The sequence below is a fragment of the Streptomyces sp. NPDC012888 genome (assembly GCF_042900645.1).
GTDB lineage: Bacteria > Actinomycetota > Actinomycetes > Streptomycetales > Streptomycetaceae > Streptomyces.
Genome location: NZ_JBIBBM010000005.1, coordinates 275273 through 299259, shown reverse-complemented (window position 1 = coordinate 299259; position 23987 = coordinate 275273). Strand labels below are relative to the sequence as shown.

Genomic DNA, 23987 nt, shown 5'->3' with positions numbered 1-23987 from the left:
CCCTTTACGAACGCTCGAGGGCGCGGGCGGCGGCGCTCACCGGGGGTCCTGGATGCGCCGGAACGGGCCGTCGGCCTCCAGCTCGAAGGCGAGCTCCAGCAACTGCCGTTCGGCGCCGGGACGGCCGGAGAACATGACGCCGACCGGCAGCCCCTCCGCCGTGGTGTCCGGGGCGGGCACCGAGATCGACGGGGTGCCGACGACGTTGTCGACCGGCGTGAACGCCACGTACGCGAGGATGCGTTCGATGAGCGTCCGGTAGGGGACGGTCGGGCTGAGGTGTCCGAGCCGCGGCGTGGTGTGGGCGAGGACGGGCGTCAGCACGAGGTCGACCCCGCGGAAGGCCGCCGCGTACGCCTCCTCCGTCCGCCTGAGCCTCCGCAGCACACCGGGGGTCCGCCGCCAGTTCCCGAGGTACTCCTCGCGCAGCCCCCGGCTGAGGCCGTCCATGCGGCGCCGGTCGAAGTCCGCGCCGAGGGTGCGGCCGGTGACGCCGAGGAGGAAGGACAGCATGCCCCAGTAGGTGAGGAAGTCCTCGGTGAAGCGGGGGTCGATGGCCGGCTCCACCGGTTCCACGCGGTGGCCGAGCCGTTCGAGTGCCGTCGCGGTCCGGGTGACCGCCGCCCGGGTGTCGGCGTCGGAGCGGACGCCGTTCGGCGAGTCGACGAGGAACCCGATGCGCAGGCGGCGGGCCGACGGGCCCTCGACCAGGCCGACCGGCGGCAGCTTGGTGTTCCGCCAGTACGTCTCGGCGGCGGCGAGGAACGCCGCGGCGTCCCGTACCGATCGGCTCACGACCCCGTCGCAGACGATGTCCAGCGGCAGCTGCCGGCTCTGCGCGTTGGGCACGACCCGGCCGCGGGTCGGCTTGAGGCCGACGAGTCCGCAGCAGGCGGCCGGGATCCGGATCGAGCCGCCGCCGTCGTTGGCGTGGGCGAGGGGAACCGCACCGGCGGCGACGAGCGCGGCGCTTCCCCCCGACGAGCCGCCCGCCGAGTGGCCCGTGTTCCACGGGTTGCGGACCGGCTCGGCCCCCTCGTACTCGGTGGTCGGGCTGAAGCCGAACTCGGGCAGCCGGGTCTTGCCGAGCACGGTGACGCCGCTGCTCAGGAACTGCCGGGTGAACGGGGCGTGCCGGCGTGCCCTCCGCGGCCGGAATGCCGAGCTGCCGTGGCCGGTGGGCAGTCCGCGGTAGTCGGTGTTGTCCTTGACGAAGGTCGGCACCCCGGCGAGGGCGCCGCCCGTGCCGGTGGCGTGCGCCGCCGGGTCGTCCGCGTACGCCTGGACTGCGTTGAGGCGGGTCTCGACCGCCCGTACCCGCTCGGCGGCGGCCCGGGCCGCCTCGGCGGCGCCGACCTCGCCCCGGCGGATCGCCGCGGCGAGTCCCACGGCGTCGTGCTCTCCCAGGGCGTCGTCGCGGAAGGCGTGTACCAGGACCCGTTCGTCGAAAGTCGTCACCGCTACCTCAGCCCCGGCCGTGTGGATGGATGGCGGCCATCATTCCCTACCGCCGGGTAACACGCGAGGGTCCACGGCGGGTCCTTTTGCGCCGCTTTCCCCGTGGCCGGCCGGTCGGGCAAGCCCCCGGGCGGGTGACAGTCACCTGTTCGGGCGAGTTTCAGACCGCGCCGGTCCCGGGCCGTGCGGCCCCCGCCGCCGACGGGAACGTCCGTCCACCGCCTACTCCTTGAGCGGCGGGGGCGGAGCCGCTTCCATGCCGTTCCCGGAGCACCACCGGCCGGCCGGGCGTCCCACCGCGGCGTGGGGGCCCGGCCGCCCCCGCACCGGACTCGGCCGCCCCCGACCACCCCACCCGCTCGTCCCGAGGAGTCGTACGTGCCCGATCCCGCCACGTCGCCGACGGCCGCCCGCCCGCAGTGGCTGCCGCCCGAGGAGTTCGCCGCCTCCCTGCCGAAGGCCACCGTCTTCGGCGCCGTGTTCTTCACCGACGAGGACGACCGTCCCGTCCAGTTGCACGCCACCTACTCCGTCGAGCACCCCTGGCAGTGGCCCGGGGGCATCGCCGAACCCGGTGAGCGTCCCTGGCAGACCGCGGTGCGCGAGTGCCGCGAGGAGACCGGGCTCCTCGTCCCGGGTCCGCCGCGGCTGCTGGCGGCGGTGTTCGGACTGCCGGGCCGCGACTGGCCGCTGAGCACCGTCGGGTACGTCTTCGACGGCGGCCGGCTGAGCCCCGGCCGGCTGGCCGGTATCGTGCTGGACCCCGCGGAGCACGACGAGGTCCGGGCGCTGGGCGTGGCCGAGTGGGGGGAGCTGATGCCCGAGCGGGACCGGGCCCGGCTGGAGGCCGTCATGACGGCCCGTCGGACGGGCACCCCGGCGTACTTCGACACCTGGGACTGGGAGGGCTAGTCCCGTCCGTCGTGCGGGAGTTGGCGACACCCGGGGGCCGCCGGCCGCGTGGGGGCGGCTCCGGGCGGGCAGACGCGGGGCATGACCGTACCCAAGACACCCGTGATCTCCCTCGACTGTGCCGAGCCCGAGACGCTGGCGCGGTTCTACGCCGGCCTCCTCGACGCCGAGGTCAGGCCCGGCCCCACCCTGGACGACGTGGAGGTGGTCGGCGCGGACGGCGTCCGGCTCGCCTTCCGGCGCGACCCCGGCTTCGCGCCGCCGAGCTGGCCCCGGCCGGAGGGGTCGCTCCAGGCGCACCTGCGGATCCGCGTGGCCGCCGCCGACCTCGACGAGGCCGAGCGGGAAGCGGTCTCGCTGGGCGCCCGGCCCATCGGGACGGACGACGAGGACGGCCCCCGGCCGGTCCGCCTGCTCAGCGACCCGGCCGGCCACTCGTTCGCGCTGACCGCGGTCGACCCCGCCGTGGGCCCGGGCCCCGTCGGGGGCTGAATGCCCGCCGGCGCCCGGGCCCGGCGGTTACGGTGGCGGGATGGAACAGCGCATCAGCCTGATCACCCTGGGGGTCACCGACCTCGCCCGGGCCAAGGGGTTCTACGCCGCGCTCGGCTGGCGCGGCACCGAGGTCGAGGAGACCGTCTTCCACCAGGCGGGCGGTCTGGCCCTGGTGCTGTGGGACCGCGGGAAGCTCGCCGCGGACTGCGGCCTTCCCGCCGCCCCGCCGGCCGGGTTCGGCGGTATCGCGCTGGCCCACAACGTGCGGACGGACGCCGAGGTGGACGCCGTGCTCGACGCCGCGGCCGCGGCCGGCGGGACCGTCACCCGGCCGGCCGCCGTCAACGCGATCGGCTTCTACTCGGGGGTGTTCACCGACCCCGACGGCCACGCCTGGGAGGTCGCCCACAACCCGGGCTTCACCCTCGCCGCGGACGGCTCGCTGATCCTGCCCGACTTCGGGGCGTAGCCGGGGCCGTGGCGGTGCGGCGGGTGCGGGCCGCGCGCGGGCCCGCGGTGCGCCGGTGGCGTGCCCGGTGCCGCCCCGGCCCCGGCTCCGTCACCGCTCCGCCCGCCGGTTCCCCCGGCCCCGGCGGGGTCGGCGGCGGTTCCGGGCGGCCGAGCAGGAGTTCCTCGTACCGGCCGAGCGCGAGGACGGCGCAGAGGAGGGCGGGCAGGAGCAGCAACGCGGATACGGCGGCCATGGGGTCGTCCCTTCGTCCCTTCGGCGGGCCTCCTGCCGCGCATGCCCCGGACCGGCCGCGGCACGCCGCCCGGACCCGGCTCAGTCGGTGCCGGCCGTGGTGATCCGCGCGCACTCCCGGACCACGGACGCGAGGTCGCCCTCCGACGCCAGCAGGTTCCGCTGGACGCGGGCCCCGTTCCCGTGTTCCAGGAGCCGGGCGATGCCCGCCCGGACGAGCTCCTCGTCGCCGGAGTCGGCCAGGGCCTCGCCGACGTGCCGGTACAGGGCGTCCACGGCTTCCTCGGCAGCGACCCGCCGCATCGAGCGGGGGTGCAGCAGGGGGCCGTCCAGTCCGGACCGGCCGGCCTGCCAGTTGGCCAGCCTGATCAGGCCGGTGCTGACGGAGGCGGGCGGCTCCCCGGCGCGCCAGGCCCGGGCGGCGGTCTCCACCAGTCCGCGGGCGAGGGCCGCCAGCAGGACGGGGGTCGAGGCGTCCAGGCACACGTCCGCGACCCGGAGTTCCACCGTCGGGTAGGAGGCGGACAGGCGGGCGTCGAAGTAGATCATGCCCTCGTCCCGCAGCACGCCCGATCCGACCATGGCGGCCACCTCCGCGTGGTAGCGGTCGGCGGACCCGAAGACGTCCGTGGGCCCGGCCGAGGGAAGCCGGTTCCAGACCCGGCTGCGGTAGCTCGCGTACCGGGTGTCCTCGCCCTGCCAGAAAGGCGAGTTGGCGCTCATCGCGGTGAGAACGGGAAGCCAGGGCCGGATCCGGTCCAGTACGGCGACGCCCTCCTCGTCCGACTCGACCGACACGTGGACGTGACAGCCGCACGTCAGTTGCTCCTGCGCGGTCAGGCCGAAATGGCGTGCCACCCACTCGTAGCGGCGGCCCGGGGACAGGGAGGGCCGGACCGGGAGCGGGGAGGTGGCGATCGCCGCGATCTGGCCCCCGGCGGTCGCCGCGTGGCGGGCCGCTTCGGCGCGCCACCGGACGATCTCCTGCTGGAGCTCGCCCATCTCCGTGACCGGTTTCGTGGCGAACTCGACCTGCTCCTCCTGGAGCTCCGCTTCAAGGGTGTGGCCCGGGGTGCCGTCGTCGGCGACAGGTCCGGCCCCCCGTTCGGCCGCACGGTCGGCGGCGGCGAGCACGACGCCCGACAGGGCCAGTGGCTCCCCGGTCTCCGCGTCGGCCAGCAGCAGTTCCTCTTCCACACCCACGCTGCGCATACGTCTCCTTCGTCTCGTGGTGCACTCCGGTCGCGGTCCGTCTGCCCGGCCGGCGCGTTCCGAACCGGTCCGGCCGGCGACCCGGAAAGAAGGACGAGTCGATCCGCCGAACGGGGGCAGGCGAGCCGCATGACAGCGAACGAGCTCGCCGCACTCGCCGGCGGCCCGGCTCCGCCGGGTCCGGTCTGGCTGCACCTCCTGATCATCGCGTTCGCGCTGGGCGTGCTCCTGCACAGCCTGGCCGGACGACACCACGGAGAAAGGAAGCAACCGTGAACGACATCTGGTCCTACCGCCTCACCGTCGGCCGGCTCGAAGGCGTCGACCTGACGGGCTACAAGGTGGAGGCGGTCGACGGCACCATCGGCAAGGTCGACAAGCACTCCCACGAGACCGACGCCTCGTGGATCGTGGTGGACACCGGCCCGTGGATCTTCGGCCGGGAGGTGCTGCTGCCCGCCGGCACGATCACCCGCATCGACACCGCCGAGGAGAAGGTCTACGTCAACCGGACCAAGGAACAGGTCAAGGACTCCCCCGAGTTCGTCCGGGACACGCACCTCGACGACGCCTCCTACCGTCAGGCGGTCGGCGGCTACTGGGGCGACGCCCCGCTGGGCCGCTACTGAGCCCACCCCCTCCCCCGGGCTCGCCCGACCGGCCACCGTGGCGCGGACCGACCGCGCGGCGGTGGCCGTCGGCGTACCGCCCGGGCCGGAGGGCCGCCGTCCGGTCAGTGTTCGGGGTGCCATTCGGCGAGGAGGATGGTGGCGTCGTCGTTGAGCCGCTGGTCCTGGTGGGTGAGCAGGTTCTGGATCAGCCGGCGGAGGGCCTCCGGGGCGTTGACGCCCGAGGCCATGGAGCGGATGACGGTGTCGGCCAGCCGTGCCTCGCCGAACAGCTCGCCCCCGGCTGAGCGGGCCTCGGTGACGCCGTCGCTGTAGAAGAGGACGCGGTCGCCGGGCTGCAGCCGTACCCGGTGCTGTGCGGGCGGCGGGTGCGGGGGCGTGTGGAAGCCGAATCCGAGGGGCGGCTGGGCGGAGCGTTCCAGGGCGGCGGGCAGGACGTGCCCGTCGCGGATCAGCAGGGGCGGCGGGTGGCCGCAGTTGATCCAGGTGAACTCGCCGTCGTGGGTGTCGAGGTTGGCGAAGACCGCGGTCAGGAGCCGGCCGGGGACCCACTCCTCCAGGGTGCGGTCGATGGTGGTGACGATGTCGGAGAGGCTGCCGCCGGTACGGCGGGTGGAACGGCAGCCGGCCAGCGCGGTGGCGCTGGCGCCGCCGGAGGCGAGGTCGTGGCCCATGGCGTCGAGCATCGTCAGGTGGAGGAGGCCGTCGGTGAAGGTGTGGTCGAAGGCGTCGCCGCCGATGTCGTAGGCGGGCTCCAGTACGGCGGAGGAGGTGGCCTGCCGGGTGCCGATGGTCCGCGGCGGCAGGAACGCCCAGAGCAGTTCGGCCTGCAGGCTCATCGGGCGGGTGCGCTGCGCGGTGGTCAGCAGTTCGTTGTGGGGGCTCTTGGAGACCACCAGGAGAGTGGCCAGGCTCGCCAGGGCCCCCGCGGCGGCGAGGGGGTCGGTGCCGGGTGCCGGGGAGGCCCGCATGACCCCGACGCGCTCGACGCCGTCGATCATCGGAATCCACAGGGTGCCGGTGTCGCGGGCCCGCTGGACGCTCTCGGTGCGGTAGGCGAGGCCGGCCAGGGAGCCTTCGACGTCCAGCACGCGGTCGCCGGCCGCGTCCCGGGTCTGCGGCCGGGAGGCCGGGGAGTGGGGCAGGGCGATCAGGTGTGCCTGCTGCACGTCGGCGAGGTACAGGCGGGCGGCACCGAGGTCGAGGCGGCGTGCGGCCTCCTCGACCAGCTCCGAGAGGTCCTCGGCGGACGCGTCGTGCGAACGCTCCAGCACCCAGGCGAGGACGGAGCCGGTGTCGCCGGCTGAGCCGGGGCCGGGCGCCGGCCCGCCGGGGCCTCCTCCGCCTCCCGCCGTCCCGTCGGTCCTCACCGAGCGGGCGCTTCCCTGCGCACGGTCGTCACGGCACACCTCGATCCTCGACGGCAACCGACGCCATCATCTCTCCGTACGCCGTGCCGCGCCCGGCACGCGCGCCCGGACGTGGTCCGGCCCGTGCGTCCGGCCCCGCCCCGCCGCGCGGGCGGGAGGGGGCCGGCCCGTGTCCCGCGGTCAGTCGCTGGAGAGCGCCTGCAGCAGGTCGCCGACCTGGGGGTCGGGCAGGGCCTTGGCCACGTCGGCCTGGGCGACGATGCCGACCAGGGTGTGGCCGTCGATGACGGGCAGCCGGCGCACCTTGTGCTCGCTCATGGTGCGCAGGATCTCCCCGGCGTCGTCGTCGGCGCCGATGGTGACGGCCTCGCCCTGGGCGAGTTCGCCGGCCCGCACCTGGCCGGGGTCCTTGCCCTGGCCGAGCACCTTCACCACGATGTCGCGGTCGGTGAGCATGCCCTTGAGCTTCTCGTCGGTGCCGCAGATCGGCAGCGCGCCCACGCCGAGCTCCGTCATCTTCTTCGCGGCCTCCAGGACCGTGTCCTCGGCACCGATGCAGGTGGCATCCGGCGTCATGATCTCGCGTGCGGTGGTCATGGGGTCCTCCGGGTCTGTCGCTGCGGCACCGCCGGGAGCCGTGCCACGCCCCGAGCGGTGCTCCTTGCCGTACCGCGCGCCTGCCCCGTGGGGGGACCGGCATTCGGCGGCGCGGCCGGAGGTTGCCGTGGCCGGTGCGGCCGACCCGGGCGGACTCCGTCAGCCCTGTTCGCGCATGCCCCACGGGGAGTCGTACGCGTTCAGCAGGTCCAGGAACGGGCGCGGGGGCAGCGCCTCGGGGCCGAGCACGCCGGCGCGCGCCCAGGCCCCGCCGGCCATGAGCTCCAGCGCCACGACCGGGTTGACGGCGGTCTGCCACACCACGGCCTGGGAGCCGTACTCCCGCATCGACCACTGGTTGTCCACCACGTGGTAGAGGTACACCTCGCGCGGCCGGCCGTCCTTGGTGCCCTTCACCCAGGTGCCGGCGCAGGTCCTGCCGGTCATCCGCTCGCCCAGGGCGGCCGGGTCGGGCAGGCAGGCGGCGACCACGTCGCGCGGTGAGACCCGGACGGGGGCGCCGTCCGCGCCGCGGACCGTGACCGGCTCGGTGGAGTCCAGGCCGAGGGCGTGCAGGGTCCTGAGCTTGCCGATGAAGTCGTCGCCCAGCCCGTACTTGAAGGTGACCCGCCGGGCGTCCACCCAGCGCGGGACCAGCAGCACCTCCTCGTGCTCCACGTTGACGCACTCGACCGGGCCGATGCCCTCGGGGAAGTCGAAGACCTCCGGCTCGCTGAACGGCTCGGTGGTGAACCAGCCGCGGTCGCGCTCGTAGACGACGGGCGGGTTCAGGCATTCCTCGATGGTGGTCCAGATGTTGAACGAGGGCGCGAAGTCGTGGCCCTCGACGGTCAGGTCGGCGCCGTCGCGGATGCCGATCTCCTCGATCTCGTCGAAGAGCTCGTCGGCCGCGTAGCGGGCGAAGACGTCCGACAGACCGGGTTCCACGCCCATGCCGACCAGGGCCAGGCGGCCGGACTCCTCCCAGGCGGCGGCCCGGGCGAACTGCTCGTCGCCTAGCTTGACCCCGCATTCCCGGTAGGGCTGGGCGGGGTGCGGCCGGGAGAGCGACATCGCCATGTCCACGTAGTGGCTACCGGCCGCGAGGGCCGCCTCGAACAGCGGCATCACGAAGCGCGGGTCGGTGGCGTTCAGGAGGACGTCGCACCCCTCCTCGGTGAGCAGCGCGGCCACGGCCGCCCCGTCGGAGGCGTCGATCCGGCGTGCGGTGAACCGGCCGGCCGGGTCGTCCAGCGTGGCCACGGCGGCCTCGGCGCGGCCGAGGTCGTAGTCGGCGACCACGAAGCGGTCGAAGAAGTCACGGCGGGCCGCGATCCGGGTGATCGCGGTACCGACGCCGCCGGCGCCCACGAGCAGAACACGCATGACGAAACCCTCTCTCGGTGGGGCCGGCGGAGGTCCGTGCCCCATGGCAGGCGATGAAAGCCGGGCGCTCGAGATAAGGTCAATGGTGTTGGCATAAGGATCGGCGAGGGCCCGGAGCGTGTGCGATGGCGAAGCAGGTGGTTCCCGAGGAGGCCCGCAGGAGGCGGCGGCCCACCCGGCAGGGCACCGTCCTGTCCGAGCGGCTGATCGTCGAGACGGCCCTGCGGATGCTGCGCGAGCACGGGGGTGCCGGGCTGTCGGCCCGCCGGCTCGGCGCCGCCCTCGGCGCCGACCCGAGCACCCTCTACCGGTACTTCGACGGCATGGACGGGCTCACCCTGGCCATCGGCGAGGAGCTGATCGGCCGGGCCCTCGACGGCTGGGCGGCCACCGGCGAGTGGCGGCGCGACCTGCGGGAACTCGGTCTGCGCATCCACGGCGCCTACCTCGCCCACCCGCAGGCCGCCGTCCTGACCGCCAGCCGTGTCACCGGCCGGCCGCGCGAGATCGCCGCCGACGAGGCGGTGCTGGGCGTGCTGCGCACCGCGGGCTTCCCGGACCCGGACGCGGTCGCGATCTACCACGCGTTCATCGACCAGAGCCTGGCCTTCGCCGCGCTCGACGCGGGCGCGCTCGCGCTGGCGGAGACCTCCCGCGCGTCGGACGAGCGGCAGTGGGAGTCCACGTACGCCAGGCTGCCGGCCGAGCAGTACCCGCACATCGCGGCCACCGCGCGGCTGCTGGCCGCCCGGATGAACCGCAGCGCGTACCCGGTGGCGCTGGACATGCTGCTCGGGAGCGCGGAGGGCCGGCTGCAGGCGCTGCGGACCCGCTGACCGGGCGGGGTGTACGGCGGCCGCATGCTGCCGTTGCGGGCGGGGCCGGGCTCCTTCCGGCGCGAACGGCCGGGCGCGCGGGGGAACATGGGAAGCCGCGGGGCGCCCGGAGGCGTGGGCGAGGGAGGCGGGTCGCGGGGTATGCCCGGCTTGTCCCTGTGTGGACCCTGCGGGCTTCCTTAAGGGAGGTTGAAGACGCCGTCCGGGAGGCCCTTCCGGCTGGTCGACGCCCTAGGCTCGGGCCGACTCCCCTCCTCCCCCTCTCCTGTGAGGTGTTACCGGCATGAGCCGCAGCGGAACCCCCCGAACGCCGTCCCGAGTCGAGGCGCGGCGGAAGAAGACGGTGCGCACGCGCATCGTGCTGTCCGTCACGGCGGCGGCCGCGGCGGTGGCGGTCGGGGTCGCGGTGGCCGACTCCGACGGTGACGGAGCGGAGCGCCGTACCGGCGCCGCCGGCAAGTCCTCCGGTACGGCGGCCGGTACGGCGACGGGCGGCGGTGGCGCGGCGGGGACGGAGTCCCCCGCCGCCTCCCCCACGGTCACCGCCGCCGGTCCCACCGCGACGAGCCCGGCACCGTCTGTCTCGCCCGGAGCCACGGGCGGTGGGTCCGCCACCCCGGTGAAGCAGTCGGCGGCCCAGGGCGGTACGCCGTCCAGGACCGCGACGACGCAGGCCGCGAAGCCGACGCGCAAGGCCACGCCGACCAAGGGCGGCGGCTCGGGCGGGTCGGGCACCTCGGGCGGTTCGGGTACTTCCGGCGGGTCGGGCGGCACGGGCGGCACGGTCGACTCCGGCACCGAAGCCGCGGTCCTCGCCCTGGTCAACAAGGAGCGCTCGGCGGCCGGTTGCGGCCCGCTCGCCACGAACGCCAAGCTGAGCGCCGCCGCACGGGCGTACAGCGACACCATGGCCCGCAGCGGGGTGATGTCCCACACCGGGCCCGACGGGTCCACGATGACCAGCCGGGTGGAGGCCGCCGGTTACGCGTGGTCCCGGCTCGGCGAGAACATAGCCCGCGGCCAGGCCGACGCGGCCGCGGTGATGAACGCGTGGATGAACAGCCCCGGCCACCGGGCCAACATCCTCAACTGCGCCTTCCGGGAGATCGGCATCGGCGTCCACAAGGGCGACGGCGGCCCGTGGTGGACGCAGAACTTCGGCACCCCCAGGTAGCGAACCGGAACGAACCGGAACCCTGACGTCCTCCTACCCGCACGCGGGTACGGAGGACGTCCGCGTGTCGGCCACTATGGGGCGGTGCCTCGTATCCCGCGTTACCTGTTCATATGGCTGTCGTGCACGGCCGCCAGCGTGACCGCCGTGCTGGGCACGGTCCAGTTCGTGGTCGGCTCGACGCGGCAGACCCCTCCCGTCGCCCGTTCCGCCCCGACGGTCATCGACACCCCGCCGGCCTGGCAGGCGGGCAGCCCGGCCGCGCCCTCGCCGACCCCGTCGCCGAGCACCTCGCCGCCGGTGACGCCTCGGCCCCTCCCGACGGCCGTCAGTCCCACCCCCGTGAAGGCGCCGGGGACGGGCACGCCCCGGGCCACCGCCACCCGTACCTCCGTGGACTGCGGGCCGGGCGGGGCGGGCCTGCACACGGTGCCCTCGCAGGGCGGCAGGGTCACGGTGCGGTACGGGAGCCGGGGCGTGTGCCTGATCTCGGCGGTCCCGGCCCGCGGCTTCAAGGCCACCACCTCCCAGACCGCGGTCCACACCCTCACCGTCACCTTCACCGGTTCCTCCCACCGGTCGGTGGTCACGGCCACCACCGAGCCGCAGGCGCGGGCGAGCGTCCGCGAGAGCTCGTTCTGAGCGGCCTGCCCGGTTCGCGCCGTTCGCCGGTGTAGCGGCGCCCTTGGGGGTGTTCCGGCGAAGCGGAAGCTGAGCTCTTCCTTAGGGCAACCTCAAGATCGTGCCGAGGTGGTTCCGGAGGGCCGCGGCGGCCCTAGGCTCGCGTCAGCCGAGCGGCCCTCGGCGCCGGGCCGCGGTTGTCCCGGCGCACCCTGCGGGCCGCCGCTCCCACCCTGCCGGGGGGCGGTCCGCCCCTCCCGCAGTCCGAACCGTGCCCTGGGGTGCCTCCGCCATGAGTTCACGCATGCTCCGAACCGTCCGTGCCGACCGCCGTACGGCGTCTCCCCGCTCCGCCGTGCCGCTCGGCCGGCGGCTTCCGCTGGTCGCCGCCGCCGTGCTGGCGGCGGGTCTGACCGCCGCCTGCGGGCCGTCCTCCGAGCCCGCCGGGTCCGCCGCCGCGGCGTCCGCGGCCCCGGGATCGGCCAAGGCCCTGCCCGGCGGGACGGAGCCGCCGTCCGCCGACGGGTCCCCGGCGGCTTCCCCGTCCGCCTCCGCCGCGGCATCGGCTTCCGCCTCCGCCTCCGCCTCCGCGTCTTCGTCCGCGTCGGCGTCCGGGCTGCCCGGCTCGCCGGCGAGCCCCTCGCGGGCCAGGCCCGGCTCCACCGCCCCCGCCGGGCCGACGGCCAAGCCGACGCGCACGACCGCCGCGCCCAAGCCTCCGGCCAAGGTCCCCGGACCCGGTTACGACGCCTCGGCCGACGCCCGGAAGCTGGTCGACGCGGCGCTGCGGGCGGCCCGGTCCGACGGCAGGATGGTGCTGCTCGACTTCGGCGCGAACTGGTGCGGCAACTGCAAGGCCGCAGACAAGGTGTTCGCGCAGCCGCAGACCTCGCAGCTGCTGGGCGCCTCGTACCACCTCGTCAAGATCGACATCGGCGGTGACAGCTCCGCCAACTCCGCGCTGCTGCGCCAGTACAGCCCGTCGGGCGGCACGTACAAGATGCCGGTGCTGGTCGTCGTCTCCCCCTCCGGCGCGGTGCGCACCGACACCCACGTCACCGGCAACCCGCCCATGACCTCCGACGGCATCAACTCCTTCCTGCGCAAGTGGGCACCGTGAGACCGCCGGGGCCCGCGCTGGTCCTGGCCGCTGCCGCCCTCGTGGCGGCCGCCGGCTGCGCCCCGGGCGGGAGCGGCGGCGACGCGGACGGTCCCCCGGCCGGCCGGGCGGGCAGCGTGCAGGCCGCGGCCGCGGCGCGGGTCGCCGATCCCGCGTCCCGGCCGGAGGCGCCCGAGGTGTCCGGCGAGCGGCTGGACGGACGGCCGCTCGCCCTCGCGGAGTTCCGCGGCCAGGTCGTCGTCCTCAACGTGTGGGGTTCCTGGTGCGCCCCGTGCCGTACGGAGGCCGGGGACCTGGCGCGGCTCAGCCGCGCCACCCGGGCCGAGGGGGTCCGCTTCCTCGGGATCAACACCCGGGACCGGGACCGTTCGGCCGCGCGGGCGTTCGTGAGCGGGTACGGACTGGACTTCCCGAGCCTGTACGACCCGGCCGGTGAACTGCTGCTCCGGTTCCCGCCCGGGCAGCTCAACCCGCAGACGATCCCGTCGACGCTGGTGATCGACCGCCGCGGGCGCGTGGCCGCCGCGATCGGGGGTCCCGTCACCGAGGAGCAGCTGCGGCCCCTGGTCACCCGCGTGGCGCAGGAGGCCCCGTGACGGCCCCGGCGGGCGCGTGGGTGCTCGCCGCGGACACCTCCGCGCTGCTCAACGGGACGCTGGCGATCGCCGCCCCGGTGGCGTTCGCCGCGGGACTGGTCTCCTTCCTCTCGCCCTGCGTCCTGCCGCTCGTACCGGGCTACCTCAGCTACGTCACCAGCCTGTCGGTCGCCGACCTGGCGGACCCGCGGGGGAGGCACCGAGGCCGGATGGCGGCCGGTGCGCTGCTGTTCGTCCTGGGCTTCACGGCGGTCCTGGTGTCCGGAGGAGCCCTCTTCGGTCACGCCGGCCGCAGCCTGCTGGCCCACCAGGACACCGTCACCCGGGTGCTGGGCGTCCTGACCGTGCTGATGGGGCTGGCCTTCATGGGGTTCCTGCCGGGCTTCGCCCAGCGGGAGTTCCGCAGCCACCGGCGGCCCGCGCTGGGGCTCGCCGGAGCGCCGCTGCTGGGGGCGGTGTTCGCGGTCGGCTGGACGCCGTGCATCGGGCCGACGCTGGCCACCGTGCAGGCGCTGGCCTGGGCCGAGGCGAGCGCGGGGCGGGGAGCGTTGCTGATGGCCGCGTACTGCCTGGGGCTCGGGCTGCCGTTCGTGCTGGCCGCGCTGGCCTTCCGGCGGGCCCTGGGCGCGTTCGGGGTGGTCAAGCGGCACTACGGGTGGGTCCTGCGGATCGGCGGGGGCCTGCTCGTACTCGTCGGCGTGTTGCTGGTCACCGGGGTCTGGAACGACCTGGTGTACCGGCTGCAGTTGTGGAGCGCCGACTTCACCACGGCCCTGTAGGGCCGACGTTCACGGAAGCGAGCAGAGGCACACATGAGCATCTCCCCCTACGTCCGGAGCTCCCGGAGCTCCCGGAGCCCCCGGAAGGCCCGGTCGGCGGCCGTCCTGCTCTCCCTGGCCGCGCTGGCCGGGTGCGGCGGGCAGCCGGCGGACGGGGCGGCCGGATCCGCCCCCACGGCGGCGCCCGCGGCGGCGGCAGCGACGACGCACGCGGTGGCGGCCGCGCCCACGACGAGGTTCACCGAGAACGGCGTCACGGTCACGCTCACGGTCTCCGGCTGGCAGGGCTCCAGGGGCACGCTGACCGCGGTCTTCACGCCCGAGGAGGAGGGCTTCCACCTCTACAGCACCGACCTCCCGGCCGGCGGCGTCGAGGGCGTGGGCCGGCCCACCACGGTGGCCGTCCGCGGGGCCCTCGCGGCCGAGGGCCGGCTCCGGGCCGCCGCACCGGTGCGGTCGGTCAGCCTGCCCGGCGTCGGTGCCCCGGTGCCCGTCTACCCGGACGGCCCGGTCACCACCACCCTCGCCGTCCGCGCCGGCGGCGACGGGGACGCGACGGTGCTCCTCGGATACGCGAGCTGCAGCGAGCGCGAGGGGTGCACGATTCCCGTCTCGGACCGTCCCGTGCGTCTGCGCGTCACCGCCGGCCGGCCGGTGTTCACCACCTCCTGAGGGCGGCTCGGGCACCTGTTCGCGGCCTCCCCCGACCCACCCCTAAGGTGTCCCCATGCCCAGCGTGCTCGTCGTGGAAGACGACCCCAGCATCCGCCAGTCACTGATCGAGGTCCTGGCGGAGCACGGGTATGCCGTGCGCAGTGCGGCCGACGGGTTCGGCGGGCTGCGCGAGGTCACGCAGACGCCCGTGGACGCGGTGGTCCTGGACCTGGGGCTGCCCGACCTGGACGGCGGGGACGCCCTGCGGATGATCCGGGGCATCTCCTCGGTGCCCGTGCTGGTGGCCACCGCCCGCGACGACGAGGCGGAGATCATCAAGCTGCTGAACGCGGGCGCCGACGACTACCTGGTGAAGCCGTTCTCCGGCGGGCAGCTCGTCGCGCGGCTCTCCGCGGTCCTGCGGCGCAGCGGTCACGTCCCGTCCGCCGGCCCCGCGGCGGGCGCGCCTGCGGTCCCGGCCGCCGAGGCGGGGCGCGTCACCACGGTGGGCGAGCTGGCGGTCGACCCGGGCGCGCGCACCGCCCACCTGGCCGGTCGTGAGCTGCGGCTGACCCGGCGGGAGTTCGACCTGCTGGCGTTCCTCGCCCTGCACGCGGGGCAGGTGGTCTCCAAGCGGCGGCTGCTGACCGAGGTGTGGCGCGAGCCGTACGTGGACGACCAGACGGTCGACGTGCACCTGTCCTCGCTGCGGCGCAAGCTCGGCGAGCGCGCGGCGGCCCCCCGTTACCTGCTGACCGTCCGCGGTGTCGGCATCAAGCTGGTGGCGCCGCGTTGAGGCGCTCACTGGCCGGGGTGGCGCTCGCCGTGACCTCGATGGTCGCCCTCTCCTTCCTGATACCGCTGGCCGCGCTGGTGATGTCGCTGGTCAAGGATCAGGGCATCACGGCTGCCGAGCAGCGCGCCGCGGCGCTGGCCCCCGTACTGACGCTGACCACCGACCCGTCCGCGCTGCGGGAGTCCGCGGCCAGCCTGGACGCGGCCGAGCACCTGGTCGTCCACCTGCCGGACGCGGGTGTCCTGGGCAGTTCGAAGGCGCCCGCGGAGCTGCTGGAACGGGCCCAGCGAGGCCGGGAGTCCATCTCGCGGGAGGTGCCGGGCGGATGGATCTGCCTGCAGCCGGTGGTGCTGCCGGGAGACCGGGTCGCGGTCATCGAGAACTTCGTCCCCGAGGCGGACCTGACCCGCGGCGTGGCGGAGTCGTGGGCGGTGATGACCTTGCTCGCCGTCGGGCTGATCTGTGGTTCCGTGCTCGTCGCGGACCGTCTCGGCGCGAAGGTCGTCCGGTCCTCGAAGCGGCTGGCGCAGGCGTCGCGCGCGCTCGGCGCGGGCGACCTGGAGACCCGTGTCGAGCCGATGGGGCCGAGGGAACTGAGGGACGCGGGCGTGGCGTTCAACGCGATGGCCCACCGGATGACGGAGCTGCTGGCCGTCGAGCGGGAGCTCGTCGCCGACCTGTCCCACCGGCTGCGGACCCCGCTGACCGCCCTGCACCTGGCGTCCGAACGGATGGCAGGGACGCCGGAGTCGGCCCGGGTGGAGGCGGCGGTCGGCGAGCTGGAGACGGAGCTGCGGGCCATCATCGCCGCGGCCCGCACTCCGCTCGCCGTGGGCCCGATGGGCCAGGGCCTGCTCGGTACGGAGCCGGCGGCGGGCCGGGCGGGTACGGGAGCGGGTGCGGCGGCGGCCGGCCCGCGCTGCGAGGCGGCCGAGGTGGTGCGCCGCCGCACCGCGTTCTGGGCGGTGCTGGCGGAGCAGCAGGACCGCCGCTGCTGCCTGGACCTCACCCAGGAGCCCACGGGGGTCGGGCTGTCGGACGACGACGTCGCCGCCGTGGTGGACGCGCTGATCGGCAACGTCTTCCGGCACACCCCCTCCGGAACTCCGTTCGCAGTCCGGGTGGTACGCACGGCCCAGGCGGTGGAGCTGGTGGTGGAGGACGGCGGGCCGGGCATCCCGGAACCGGACCGGGCGCTCTCGCGCGGCAGCAGCACCGGTTCCACCGGGCTCGGCCTGGACATCGCGCACCGGGCCGCGACCGCCACGGGCGGCTCGATGCGCCTCGACCGCGGCCCCCTGGGCGGTGCCCGCATCACCCTGGCCTTCGCCCTGGCCGCAGCCCCGCTCGCCGGCCGCCGGCCCCGGATCTCCCGGCGGCGCCCGGCCCGGCTGCGCAGGGGCTGACCCACAGCGAAGCGGGAGGGCGGGGAGGGCGGGGAGGCGGCGGCCGGACGGTCAGCCGACGAGGACGCCGGGGTTGAGGACGCCGTGCGGGTCGAGCGCGTGCTTGGCGGCGCGCAGGGCGAGGGCGAAGGGTTCGGGCCGCTGGCGGTCGTAGCCGGGGCGGTGGTCGCGGCCGACGGCGTGGTGGTGGGTGATGGTGGCGCGGTGGCGGTGGAGGACCTCGCCGGCGACGGCCTTCAGCTCGTCCCAGACGGCGGCCCCGTCGCCGGGGCGGCCGGCGGCGAGGACGGTGAAGTAGGGCGCGGCGCCGTCCGGGTAGACGTGGGTGAGGCGGCAGTTGACGGTGGCCGGGTACCCGGTCGCCTGGAGCGCCGCCGCGCCGACCTCGGTGCGCACGTCCTCGATGAGGGCGGGGACGCGGTCCCAGGTGGCCGCCGTCTCGAAGGTCTCGGCGACGGCGCCCATCCGCACGAGTCCGTCGCGGAGGTAGGGCATCCGCAGGAAGGCCGAACGCCAGGCGGCCACGGCGGTGTCGGAGGTGCCGGGCGTACCGGGGGCGCCGTCGGCGACCGGGTCGCGGCGGCCGCCGTGGGCGCGGGCGAGGTCGACGGCCCGTTCGAGCCGGTCGGCGACGGGAGCGTCCGCCGACTCGAAACCCAGCACGAGGACGGCGGACCCGTCGTGCGAGGCTCCGGCGAGCGCGGCCTCGCTGGCGTCCAGCAGGCGGCAGTTGGCGGGTGCCAGGTCGGACTGGGCGATGGCCCGTACGGCGTCGAGCGCGGCGCCGAAGCCGGTGAAGGCCACCGCGGCGGACGCCTTGTGGACGGGGCGCGGCTGGAGGCGGACCCAGGCTTCGGTGATGACGCCGAGGGCTCCCTCGGAGCCGAGGAAGAGCCGGTCGGGCGAGGGGCCCGCGCCGGAGGCCGGGAGCCGCCAGGAGGTGCCGGTGCCGGCCGGGGTGACGACGGTCAGGGACTGGACGAAGTCGTCGATGTGGGTGCGGCCGGTGGCGTAGTGGCCGCCCGCGCGGGTGGCGAGCCAGCCGCCGAGCGTGGAGAACTCGAAGCTCTGCGGGAAGTGCCGCAGGGTGAGGCCGTGGGGGCGGAGCCCGTCCTCCAGGTCGGGGCCGAGGGCGCCGGCCTGGATGCGGGCGGCCCGGCCCGGGGCGTCGACCTCCAGGACGCGTCCCATCGCGGTCAGGTCCAGGGAAAGGACGGCCCGGTGGGTACCGCCGCGGTACTCGACGCCGCCGGTGACGGAGGTGCCGCCGCCGTACGGGACGACGGCGACGTCCCGGTCGCCGGCCCAGTCCAGCAGGTCCGCGACCTCCCCTCCGTCGGTGGGGCGGGCCACCAGGTCCGGGACGCGGCCGGGGCGGCCGTGCAGGGCGCGTACGACGTCGCGGTAGGCCTTGCCCATGGCGTGGGCGGCGCGGTCCCCCGGGTCGGTGGCCACCAGGTGCGCGAGGCTCGCCGGGGGTTCGACGGCGGGGCGGCCGATCCGCAGGTCGCGGACGCGCGGGACGGGGAGGGGGCGGGCGAGGGTGCCGGGGAGCAGCGCGCCCATGGCGAGGCACTCGGCGTCGTCGGGGTGGGCGTCCGCCCAGCCCCACCCCCACCAGGAGCGGGTGCGGGACGGCGAGTGCGTGGTGGTGCGGGTGGTGCGGGTCTTGCGGGTGGTGCCGGTCATCTGATCGCTCCGGAGCCGCAGGAATTTACCCATCGGTAAATTACCTACTGATAATATCGGCCCATGACAACCCCCCGCTCGAAGGCAGGCACCAAGGGAGTCCCCCGCCAGCAGCGCCGGGAGCAGATGCTGGCCGCCGCCACGGAGGAGTTCGGCACCCACGGCTACGCGGGCGCCTCGCTCGCCGCGGTCGCGGCCCGGGTCGGGGTGACGAAGACCCTGCTGCACCAGTACTTCGGCACCAAGGAGGACCTGTACGTCGCCTGCCTGGTGCCCGCGGGAGACCGCCTGCTGGGCGCCGTCAGGGAGGCGATGGGGCCGGACGGGACCACCCCGGAGACCCCGCTGCGCGTGCTCGGGGCGGTCTTCGCCGCGCTGGAGGGGCGGCGCACGTCCTGGTTCGTGCTGTACGACACCACCTTGCCGCCGGGCGGCGAGGCGGTCCGGCGCGCCTGCGAGTACCGGTCGGCCATCGACGCGCTCGCCGCCGGGGGCACCGCCGAGCTGCTGCGGGCGAGCGGCTCCACCGACCCGCTGGACGCCGACGCGCTCATGTACGCGTGGCGGGGCCTGGTCGCGACCCTCGTCCGCTGGTGGGTCAAGCACCCGGAGCAGTCCCCGGAGGAGATGACCCGGCGCTGCGCCCGGCTGTTCGCGGCGGCCGCCGCTATCCCCGCTCCTCCTGGTGGGCGCTCTTCGCGGCCTTGAGCTTGCGCCACACCGCGCCGAGCGCCTCGATGTCGCCGGCGTCGAGCAGGTCCGTGAAGACGGGGGCGAGGACGGCGCGGCGGGTGGCGTCGGCGGCCTCGAAGACCTCGCGGCCGGCCGGGGTGAGCGAGACCTCCACCGACCGCGCGTCGCGCGCCGAGGGCGTACGGGTCACCAGGCCGCGACCCTGGAGGGCGTCCACCACCCGGGAGACCTGGCTGCGGCTGAGCAGGGTGCTGTTGCCGAGGACCGAGGCGGGCACCGGGTCCGGGCTCGAGGCCAGCCACAGCATGACCTCGAACCAGGACACCGGCAGGTCGTGCGCCTTGACCAGGGCCTTGTCGACGCGGTCCGTCATCGTCGCACCGGCCCAGACGAGCCCGTAGAAGGCGTAGTCGGCCGCGGGCATCTCGGCTTGTGTCAGCTTCTTCGGCATGTCGCCCAGTCTAGAGGTTGCGTGCGCACGCACATGAATTTAAAGTGTGTGTGCACGCACTTAAATCCCCCCGCCCCGAAAGGTGCCCCCCATGACCGCCGCCTCCGAGAACTCCGCCCGCACCGTCCTGATCACCGGCACCTCCTCCGGCATCGGACTGGCGGCCGCTGTCGCCGCCGCCCGCGCCGGCTGGCGCACCGTCGCCACCATGCGCGACACCGGCCGGGCCGACGCCCTGCGCAAGGCCGCCGCCGAGGCGGGCGTGGACATCGACGTCCGCCGGCTCGACGTCGTCGACGAGGACTCCGTCACCGCCGCCGTGGAGGGGGTGATCGCCGACTACGGCCGCCTGGACGCGGTCGTCAACAACGCCGGCGCCGGACACCTCGGCACCCTCGAACTCGACGACCTCGCCGACGTCCGGCGGGTCATGGAGGTCAACTTCTTCGGCGTGCTCAACGTCTCGAAGGCCGCGCTCCCCCACCTGCGGGCCACCGGCGGCCGTCTGATCACCGTCACCAGCGTGGGCGGGGTCGTCGGCCAGCCCTTCAACGAGGCCTACTGCGCCGCGAAGTTCGCGGTGGAGGGGTACATGGAGAGCCTGGCCCCCGTCGCCGGCGCGCTCGGCGTGAGCGTGTCCGTGGTCGAACCGGGCGCGGTGGCCACCGAGTTCGTCAGCAACATCGGGCTCGACGTCGACGCCCGGGTCGCGGCGGCCGGACCGTACGCGGGGGCGCTGCGCCACTACATCGACCGCACCACCACCCAGTTCCTGGACGGCTCCGCGCAGACCGCGGCCGGCGCGGCCGAGTCGGTCATGGAGGCGCTGACCGCCGACCGGCCGGCGTTCCGCCTCCAGACCACGCAGTGGGCCCGGGACTTCACCGGCGCCAAGCTGGCCGACCTCGACGGCTCGGCCGTGCTCGGCATCACCGGGTCCTGGGTCGGCTGAGACCGTCCGCCCCGCCCCGGCCTCACCGCACGGCGGCCGGGAGCGGGCGCGGGCGGTGGCCGTCCCCGGCGCAGCCGAGGCGGTCACCGGTCACCGGCGCGCCCTCGGCCACGTTGCGGTCGTAGACGACCTGCCTCACCGTCACCGGCTCGGTCCCGACGAGCACCTCGAAGGAGGCGTCGTGGCCCGGCACGGCCCGGAGCCGGGCGCCCGGCAGGGCGGCCGCGAGGGTGGCCGCGTCCTCCTCCCGGCCCGGGGCGTACCGGACGACCGGCGGCCCCTGGTGGCGCACGGCGGGCGCCGTGCCGGACGTGTCGGTGACGGCGAACCGGGCCGCGCGCAGGGCGGCGGCGACGGTGGCGTCGTCGACCCGCACCCGGACGCCGGCGGGGTTGGTCGGCGCCGCGTTCTCGGGCACGGGCTGGACCCGCCGGTCGCCGGTGAAGGGGCGGTCCTCGGCGAGCGCGGCCCACAGCGCCCGCGAGCGCTCCCGGTGCCAGACCAGGGTGGAGCCGACGCCGGGGACCCGGTGGTCGAACTCGCTGATCGGGACGGTGGCGAACTCGGTCCGCTCGGGGCGCAGGCGCGTCAGGGCCCAGCCGATGCGGGCCAGGTCGTCCAGGCCGGTCCGCTCGTCGGTGCGGACGGACGCCAGCAGCCTGCGGGCCGTCCGGAAGGCGGCGGCGGGGTCGGCGAGGGCGCGGTCGGCCCGGAGCTTCGCCAGCAGGTCGGAGACCATGCGCTGCTGCCGGCGGACCCGGCCGAGGTCGCCGGGGCGGTTGACGTGCCGGGCCCGGACGTACTGCAGGGTGCCGCGGCCGTCGGTGCGGTGGACCCCGGCGGCGATGTCGAGGCCGGAGTTGACGTCCTTGAGGGGCCGGTCGGTGCAGACCACGGCGCCGCCGAGACCGTCGACGGCCTTCTCGAAGCCGGTGAAGCCGGTTTCGAGGTAGTGGTCCACGCGCAGTCCGGTGACCTGCTCGACGGTGCGCACGGCCAGCGGCCCGCGGCCGAGGGCGTAGGCACCGTTGATCTTGCCCTTGCGGACGGGTCCGGTGGTCTGGGCGTAGGCGACGTAGGAGTCGCGCGGGATGGAGACGACGCTGGCGCGGCGCCGGTCGGCGGACAGGTGCACGAGCATCATCACGTCCGTGCAGTTGCAGCCCTTGCCGCCGACGTTGAGCCGCCGCTTCTCGGCGGCGGAGAGCCCCTCGCGGCTGTCGATCCCCACGACGAGGATGTTCGTGCCCCGGCCGGCGCCGGAGCCCGTGGTCCGCTCTCCCGCCGGAACGGCGTCCGCGGCCGTCGGGAGGCCGAACGCGAGGGTGGCTACCAGGGTCAGGGAAATGATCGGCCGGCGCACGGCACACCCCCGAAAATGATCGAAACCGGTCGGTTTCCGACCGACCGTAGTGGCTGGTGGTGCCGGAGCGGCGGGTTACACGCCGGGCGTCGGAGTGGTGCCGGCCGCCGCGGTGGGACGTGCCGGGAGGTTGTCCGTGGCGGGCCGGGCGAGGCCGGCCGGGCCCCGCGCGAAGGCCCGCAGCAGGTTCTCCGTGACGGTCCGGGTGAACGCGCCCGCCCGCCCGTCCAGTCCGTGGTTCGCCCCGCCGCCCGGCCCCGTCGCGTCCAGGGCCTCCACCCACCGCATCGTGCCGGTCGCGAAGACGCCCGCACCGGAGGGCAGCGTCAGGTAGGCGGAGTCGGCGTGGCTGCGGCGGCCCTTGCACACCACCGGGGACCGTGCGACGACCTCGATCGGACGGGGCGTCGGATACCGGGTGTCGACGCGGTCGAACTCGACGCCGACCAGGTGCGGGAAGGCGTCCCCGGCACGCACGCCGGTGCCGGCCAGCAGCCAGTGGCCGGGTTCGGTCACCACGTACGGGGCGTCGACCGGGTAGCCGTCGTAGATCACCCCGAGCAGTTCGCTCTCCGGGCGGGGCAGCGGGGCCCGGCGGTAGTCGTTGGTGGGCGGCAGCCCGGCGCGGAAGCCGGGGTCGTCGGCGTAGTCCTCCTTGTAGCAGACCACCCTGCGGTCCGCGCCGGTGTCCGACTCCTCGAACCGGACGCGCCGGTAGCAGCAGTTCGCCCCGAGGACGGCGAGGTTCGTGCCGGAGTCCCGGGCCCGGGTGACGTGCAGGCGCTGCTCCGGGCTCCAGTACTCGTCGTGGCCGAGCGACAGCACGCCGGCGGCCCCGCACAGCAGCGCCGGGTCACGGGCCACGTCCAGGCCGGTGGCGTAGGCCAGCGGCAGCCCCGTCCGTTCGGCGAGGGCGAGCAGCGGGGCCTCGTAGACGAGGAACTGGCCGGCGCCGCGGCCGCCTGCGTACGGGCGGTCGAAGGAGACGACCAGCGAGCGCGAGCCCTTCTTGCCGGTCGTCCCCTTGTAGAGGTCGGCGCCGCCCCAGCGGTTGTACGCCTGCCAGGTCGCCACCGAGTTGACCACCACCAGGCGGCCGGCGGTGCACCGGGAGCGGAGGGTGACCGGCACGTACCGCTGGGCACTGCCGTCAGCGGTGTCCAGCCGCAGCAGGTAGCAGCCCTCGGGCCAGCCCGTGGTGTCCAGGTGGACGGAGGGCTTCCAGTCGGTGTGGACCATCCGGGTCGCGGGGTCGGTGCGGGGGCCGCCCTGCCGTACGCCGGGCAGCGGGCCGGACCGCCACACGAGTCCGGCCCGGGCGCCCCCGTACCAGCCCATGCGGTAGGCGGAGACGGTGTAGGCCCCGGCGGTGGTGGACACGTACAGGGCGATCGGTTCGCCGGGCAGGACCCCGGCGCTGCCGGCGAAGCCCTCGACGGCGTGCACGGCGCCGGGGCGGGTGATGCGCCAGCCGGGGTCACCGGGTCGCGCGTTCTCCGCGGCGACGTCCAGGGGCCGGTCCGGCACGGGCCCCTGCCCCGCCGGGTGCGCCGCCTCCGACGCGTACGCCTCCGCCGGGTGGGCCTCCGCCTGGTACGCCTCCGCCGCTGCCGCCTCGCCGGCCGTGAACCGGGGCGCCGCCAGGCAGGCCGCCGCCAGACCGAGGACGCGCCGGCGGTCCGGCCCCGCCCCCGCCCAGGCCGCCCCGGCCGGGGCCGCGCCCGCCCGGTCCGCCGCGTCCGGGGCTCCGTCACGCACCATTGCACCGCCTCCGCCCGCCGCTCGCCGTCAGGTGGACCCCTTTCTAACGGGACGGCGGCCCGTGGACCGGGAAGCGGAGCCCGCCGTCCGGCCCTGCGGAAAAAAATCCGCCAATCGGGTTTAAGCCCCCTATAACCGGAAAAGCCCCTTATAGGCCTACGAGGCGAGCGAGGGAGCCCGACCGGAGTAGCCGACTGGGGCGGAGGAAGTCGATCCGCCGTGGCCGACGTCAGCGGTAGGGCTGAGAGGCCGGAGGGTCGCACGACCCGATGGCGACCCCCACCACCTGATCCGGACAATGCCGGCGCAGGGAGCCCGCCCCGTAGGTCGTCGG

At 75.4% G+C, this 23987-nt stretch carries 26 protein-coding genes; 16 read left to right on the top strand and 10 right to left on the bottom strand.

From position 1 onward, the window contains the following. Positions 1-36: 36 nt before the first annotated feature. Positions 37-1458 carry an amidase gene (locus ACFY61_RS11395; RefSeq protein WP_389470027.1) on the bottom strand — a complete coding sequence of 474 codons (1422 nt, stop codon included), beginning with the start codon at positions 1456-1458 and terminating at the stop codon, positions 37-39. A 378-nt stretch (positions 1459-1836) separates the two neighbouring features. On the opposite strand from ACFY61_RS11395, the gene ACFY61_RS11390 reads away from it, so the two are divergent. From ACFY61_RS11390 to ACFY61_RS11380, 3 genes are all read left to right on the top strand, one after another. Beyond that, on the top strand, positions 1837-2370 hold the full coding sequence (locus ACFY61_RS11390; RefSeq protein ID WP_389470026.1) for an NUDIX domain-containing protein: 534 nt from the start codon (positions 1837-1839) through the stop codon (positions 2368-2370). Positions 2371-2451: 81 nt separating this feature from the next. Further along, positions 2452-2862, top strand: coding sequence for a VOC family protein (locus tag ACFY61_RS11385; protein WP_389470024.1), 411 nt, complete (start codon positions 2452-2454; stop codon positions 2860-2862). 40 nt (positions 2863-2902) lie between these two features. Then, complete coding sequence (locus ACFY61_RS11380; RefSeq protein ID WP_389470022.1) at positions 2903-3334, top strand: VOC family protein; 432 nt, start codon at positions 2903-2905, stop codon at positions 3332-3334. A gap of 315 nt (positions 3335-3649) precedes the next feature. Here ACFY61_RS11380 and ACFY61_RS11375 read toward each other — a convergent pair whose 3' ends face one another. Continuing rightward, positions 3650-4780 carry a glutamate--cysteine ligase gene (locus tag ACFY61_RS11375; RefSeq protein ID WP_389470019.1) on the bottom strand — a complete coding sequence of 377 codons (1131 nt, stop codon included), beginning with the start codon at positions 4778-4780 and terminating at the stop codon, positions 3650-3652. Positions 4781-4909: 129 nt separating this feature from the next. Here ACFY61_RS11375 and ACFY61_RS11370 point away from each other — a divergent pair, with 129 nt between their 5' ends. Both ACFY61_RS11370 and ACFY61_RS11365 read left to right on the top strand, forming a co-directional pair. After that, on the top strand, positions 4910-5056 hold the full coding sequence (locus ACFY61_RS11370; protein ID WP_389470017.1) for a hypothetical protein: 147 nt from the start codon (positions 4910-4912) through the stop codon (positions 5054-5056). Continuing rightward, positions 5053-5409 carry a PRC-barrel domain containing protein gene (locus ACFY61_RS11365; protein WP_389470014.1) on the top strand — a complete coding sequence of 119 codons (357 nt, stop codon included), beginning with the start codon at positions 5053-5055 and terminating at the stop codon, positions 5407-5409. Before ACFY61_RS11370 ends, ACFY61_RS11365 begins: the two co-directional genes overlap by 4 nt. Positions 5410-5513: 104 nt before the next feature. On the opposite strand, the gene ACFY61_RS11360 is transcribed toward ACFY61_RS11365, so the two are convergent. The 3 genes from ACFY61_RS11360 to ACFY61_RS11350 all read right to left on the bottom strand — a co-directional run bounded on the left by ACFY61_RS11360 (position 5514) and on the right by ACFY61_RS11350 (position 8762). After that, positions 5514-6779, bottom strand: a complete 1266-nt coding sequence (locus ACFY61_RS11360; RefSeq protein ID WP_389470011.1) for a PP2C family protein-serine/threonine phosphatase — start codon at positions 6777-6779, stop codon at positions 5514-5516. A gap of 180 nt (positions 6780-6959) precedes the next feature. Continuing rightward, positions 6960-7376, bottom strand: a complete 417-nt coding sequence (locus ACFY61_RS11355) for a CBS domain-containing protein (protein ID WP_389470009.1) — start codon at positions 7374-7376, stop codon at positions 6960-6962. A 159-nt stretch (positions 7377-7535) separates the two neighbouring features. Then, positions 7536-8762, bottom strand: coding sequence for a saccharopine dehydrogenase family protein (locus ACFY61_RS11350; RefSeq protein ID WP_389470007.1), 1227 nt, complete (start codon positions 8760-8762; stop codon positions 7536-7538). A gap of 125 nt (positions 8763-8887) precedes the next feature. On the opposite strand from ACFY61_RS11350, the gene ACFY61_RS11345 reads away from it, so the two are divergent. After that, positions 8888-9598: a TetR/AcrR family transcriptional regulator gene (locus ACFY61_RS11345; RefSeq protein WP_389470005.1), complete on the top strand. Its 711-nt coding sequence runs from the start codon at positions 8888-8890 to the stop codon at positions 9596-9598. Between the two features lie 283 nt (positions 9599-9881). Further along, positions 9882-10772: a CAP domain-containing protein gene (locus ACFY61_RS11340; RefSeq protein WP_389470002.1), complete on the top strand. Its 891-nt coding sequence runs from the start codon at positions 9882-9884 to the stop codon at positions 10770-10772. A 101-nt stretch (positions 10773-10873) separates the two neighbouring features. Here the strand turns inward: ACFY61_RS11340 and ACFY61_RS11335 are convergent, their stop codons facing one another. After that, positions 10874-11227, bottom strand: coding sequence for a hypothetical protein (locus ACFY61_RS11335; protein WP_389469999.1), 354 nt, complete (start codon positions 11225-11227; stop codon positions 10874-10876). Positions 11228-11249: 22 nt separating this feature from the next. Between ACFY61_RS11335 and ACFY61_RS11330 the strand changes: the two genes are divergently transcribed. The 7 genes from ACFY61_RS11330 (at position 11250) to ACFY61_RS11300 (ending at position 16744) form a co-directional block, all read left to right on the top strand. Further along, positions 11250-11414: a hypothetical protein gene (locus tag ACFY61_RS11330; protein ID WP_389469996.1), complete on the top strand. Its 165-nt coding sequence runs from the start codon at positions 11250-11252 to the stop codon at positions 11412-11414. A gap of 283 nt (positions 11415-11697) precedes the next feature. Next, positions 11698-12513 carry a thioredoxin family protein gene (locus ACFY61_RS11325; RefSeq protein WP_389469994.1) on the top strand — a complete coding sequence of 272 codons (816 nt, stop codon included), beginning with the start codon at positions 11698-11700 and terminating at the stop codon, positions 12511-12513. Continuing rightward, positions 12501-13109, top strand: a complete 609-nt coding sequence (locus ACFY61_RS11320) for a TlpA family protein disulfide reductase (protein ID WP_389469992.1) — start codon at positions 12501-12503, stop codon at positions 13107-13109. Before ACFY61_RS11325 ends, ACFY61_RS11320 begins: the two co-directional genes overlap by 13 nt. Beyond that, entirely contained in the window at positions 13106-13888 is a 783-nt protein-coding gene (locus ACFY61_RS11315) for a cytochrome c biogenesis CcdA family protein (RefSeq protein WP_389469990.1), read from the top strand. The genes ACFY61_RS11320 and ACFY61_RS11315 overlap by 4 nt, the downstream gene beginning before the upstream one ends. Before the next feature lie 33 nt (positions 13889-13921). Further along, on the top strand, positions 13922-14560 hold the full coding sequence (locus tag ACFY61_RS11310; RefSeq protein ID WP_389469988.1) for a hypothetical protein: 639 nt from the start codon (positions 13922-13924) through the stop codon (positions 14558-14560). A gap of 55 nt (positions 14561-14615) precedes the next feature. Continuing rightward, positions 14616-15338, top strand: coding sequence for a response regulator transcription factor (locus ACFY61_RS11305; RefSeq protein WP_389469986.1), 723 nt, complete (start codon positions 14616-14618; stop codon positions 15336-15338). Then, entirely contained in the window at positions 15335-16744 is a 1410-nt protein-coding gene (locus tag ACFY61_RS11300; protein WP_389469984.1) for an ATP-binding protein, read from the top strand. Before ACFY61_RS11305 ends, ACFY61_RS11300 begins: the two co-directional genes overlap by 4 nt. A gap of 51 nt (positions 16745-16795) precedes the next feature. Here ACFY61_RS11300 and ACFY61_RS11295 read toward each other — a convergent pair whose 3' ends face one another. Beyond that, positions 16796-18433, bottom strand: a complete 1638-nt coding sequence (locus tag ACFY61_RS11295) for an FAD-binding oxidoreductase (RefSeq protein ID WP_389469982.1) — start codon at positions 18431-18433, stop codon at positions 16796-16798. A 63-nt stretch (positions 18434-18496) separates the two neighbouring features. Between ACFY61_RS11295 and ACFY61_RS11290 the strand changes: the two genes are divergently transcribed. Further along, positions 18497-19141, top strand: coding sequence for a TetR/AcrR family transcriptional regulator (locus ACFY61_RS11290; RefSeq protein ID WP_389469979.1), 645 nt, complete (start codon positions 18497-18499; stop codon positions 19139-19141). Here the strand turns inward: ACFY61_RS11290 and ACFY61_RS11285 are convergent. Continuing rightward, positions 19101-19577 carry a MarR family winged helix-turn-helix transcriptional regulator gene (locus ACFY61_RS11285; protein ID WP_389469977.1) on the bottom strand — a complete coding sequence of 159 codons (477 nt, stop codon included), beginning with the start codon at positions 19575-19577 and terminating at the stop codon, positions 19101-19103. The two genes, ACFY61_RS11290 and ACFY61_RS11285, sit on opposite strands and share 41 nt — an antisense overlap. 91 nt (positions 19578-19668) lie before the next feature. Between ACFY61_RS11285 and ACFY61_RS11280 the strand changes: the two genes are divergently transcribed. Beyond that, a complete protein-coding gene (locus tag ACFY61_RS11280) occupies positions 19669-20529 on the top strand; it encodes an SDR family oxidoreductase (RefSeq protein WP_389469974.1) in 861 nt (286 codons plus the stop codon). A gap of 22 nt (positions 20530-20551) precedes the next feature. Here the strand turns inward: ACFY61_RS11280 and ACFY61_RS11275 are convergent, their stop codons facing one another. Both ACFY61_RS11275 and ACFY61_RS11270 read right to left on the bottom strand, forming a co-directional pair. Beyond that, a complete protein-coding gene (locus ACFY61_RS11275; RefSeq protein ID WP_389469972.1) occupies positions 20552-21892 on the bottom strand; it encodes an LCP family protein in 1341 nt (446 codons plus the stop codon). A 75-nt stretch (positions 21893-21967) separates the two neighbouring features. Beyond that, a complete protein-coding gene (locus ACFY61_RS11270; RefSeq protein WP_389469969.1) occupies positions 21968-23653 on the bottom strand; it encodes a N,N-dimethylformamidase beta subunit family domain-containing protein in 1686 nt (561 codons plus the stop codon). Between the last annotated feature and the right edge of the window lie 334 nt (positions 23654-23987).